Source organism: Lysobacter antibioticus HS124 (assembly GCF_000336385.2).
GTDB classification, from domain to species: domain Bacteria; phylum Pseudomonadota; class Gammaproteobacteria; order Xanthomonadales; family Xanthomonadaceae; genus Lysobacter; species Lysobacter firmicutimachus.
Genome location: NZ_HG424564.1, coordinates 1 through 1772, shown reverse-complemented (window position 1 = coordinate 1772; position 1772 = coordinate 1). Strand labels below are relative to the sequence as shown.

The following is a 1772-nucleotide window of genomic DNA, read 5'->3' as shown; positions in this document are numbered from 1 at the left end:
GTGCAGGAACAGACCTTGCATCGGGAGATGAATCGCGCGCAGCATCATCGCGAGGAATGCGCACGCGCCCATCGCGCCATCGAGCAGGAGTTTCACACGCTTCGCTCGCGGGTCGAGGCGCCAAATCGGCTGTCGCAGAGCAAGGCCAAGTTCGCCCAGCTTGAGAAGCACGATAGCGACCTGCGTAACGAACTGGCCAAGGCCAAAACCCGTCAGAATCAGTTGCAGACCCGCGCAGATCACCTCGCTCAGGAAGTGGAGAACGACCAGCGTCAAGCCGCGCAAGCCCTGATCGACAGCGACGACGACGCTCCGGAGATCGCGCTTCCGAAGGGTCAGGCGGAACTGGTGGTGGTCCGAGCCGCGCTGGAACAGATCGACAAGCGGATCGAGGAGTTGCAGGCGCAGCTGAAGGAGATGCCGAAACGCATTCGTGATGCGCAGCACTCGATCCACTGCGACCAAGCCACGCACGCAGAGACCGAACTGGAGGCGGCCATTCCAGGCTTCATCGGCCACATTGCCCGCTATAAGGTCGCGCGATACCGGGCTGGCTGGACCTCGTCCACGCGGAGTCATGAAGTTGATATCCCCACCGCGGCACTGGAAGCTGCTAGCGCACGCCTCGACGCCGAGATGCGCGCGTAATGCCAGCGCGCGGGCGACAACGACCGTCGCCCGCGTGCGTTCTTGCCAACAACTGGACGCGGTTGGGTTGGCTTTCAGGCCGACCCGAGCGTACATGTCAACCCGTCCACGCGAGTCCAACCGCATGTCACAGATCACCACCACGTTCCAACCGTCCGCCTCGCTGTTGGCGCAGTTGGCGCGCTTGCCCGAGATGTCGTGGGCCGAGTTGAAGGCCGAGCATCAACGCCTATATCACGCCGAGCCGGCGGTAAAGCACCGCCGGTTTGTCGAACGCCGCATCGCGACCCGGCTACAGGAGATCGAGTACCGCCATCACGACCGCGCCCGGCTGGAACGAAACCAGCGGCGCATCCGGGCACTGGTCGAGTCCGGCGAGATTCCGCCGCGCGCCCGCAAGACGGCGCCGATGCCGGGCACGGTGCTGTCGCGTGAGTTCGGAGGCGAGATCCATCGGGTCGCGGTCGCGCAGGACGGCACCGTGGAGTACGGAGGTCAACGCTACAACAGCCTATCGGCCGTCGCCCGCGCCATCACCGGAACCCGCTGGTCCGGCCCCGCGTTCTTCGGCCTGCGCGCCACGAAGGAGTCCAAGTGAACAACCCGAACAACCCGCGCCGCCTTCGCTGCGCCGTCTACACCCGTAAGTCCACTCAGGAGGGGCTGGAACGAGAGTACAACTCGATTGAAGCTCAGCGCGACGCCGGGCAGGCATACATCGCCAGTCGACGATGCGAAGGTTGGATTCCGGTAGGCGATGATTACGACGATGCCGGTTTCTCGGCGGCGACGATGCTTAGACCAGCGCTACAGCGCCTTCTGTCGGACATCCGCTCAGGAAAGATTGATGTCGTTCTCGTCTACAAGCTGGACCGCCTATCCAGAAGTCTTCGGGACTTCGTCCACCTGTATTGGGAGGTGATGCAGGAGAATAACGTAGCCTTCGTGTCCATAACCCAGCATTTCAACACCGCGGATGCGATCGGCAAGCTCATGATGAACATCATGATGTCATTCGCGGAGTTCGACCGAGATCTCGACGTGGACCGTGCTCGCGACAAAATGATCGCGAGCAAGAAGAAGGGGCTATGGATGCACGGGGTTCCGCCGCTGGGATACGATCT

The 1772-nt window shown here is 62.6% G+C and carries 3 protein-coding genes; all 3 read left to right on the top strand.

Annotation, left to right across the window (positions count from 1 at the left end; translation table 11 throughout):
• Positions 1 to 648: hypothetical protein (locus TX83_RS19295; protein ID WP_222423793.1), on the top strand; the 648-nt coding region annotated here is incomplete at its 5' end.
• Positions 649 to 772: 124 nt separating this feature from the next.
• Complete coding sequence (locus tag TX83_RS19290) at positions 773 to 1246, top strand: DUF2924 domain-containing protein (RefSeq protein ID WP_064749623.1); 474 nt, start codon at positions 773 to 775, stop codon at positions 1244 to 1246.
• The coding region (locus TX83_RS19285) for a recombinase family protein (RefSeq protein ID WP_141233582.1) at positions 1243 to 1772 on the top strand (530 nt) is incomplete at its 3' end. The genes TX83_RS19290 and TX83_RS19285, both read left to right, overlap by 4 nt.

What these genes read in the sequence shown, in the direction of transcription:
- TX83_RS19290 (WP_064749623.1), top strand. Translation starts at nt 773, where the DNA reads ATGTCACAGATCACCACCACGTTCCAACCGTCCGCCTCGCTGTTGGCG.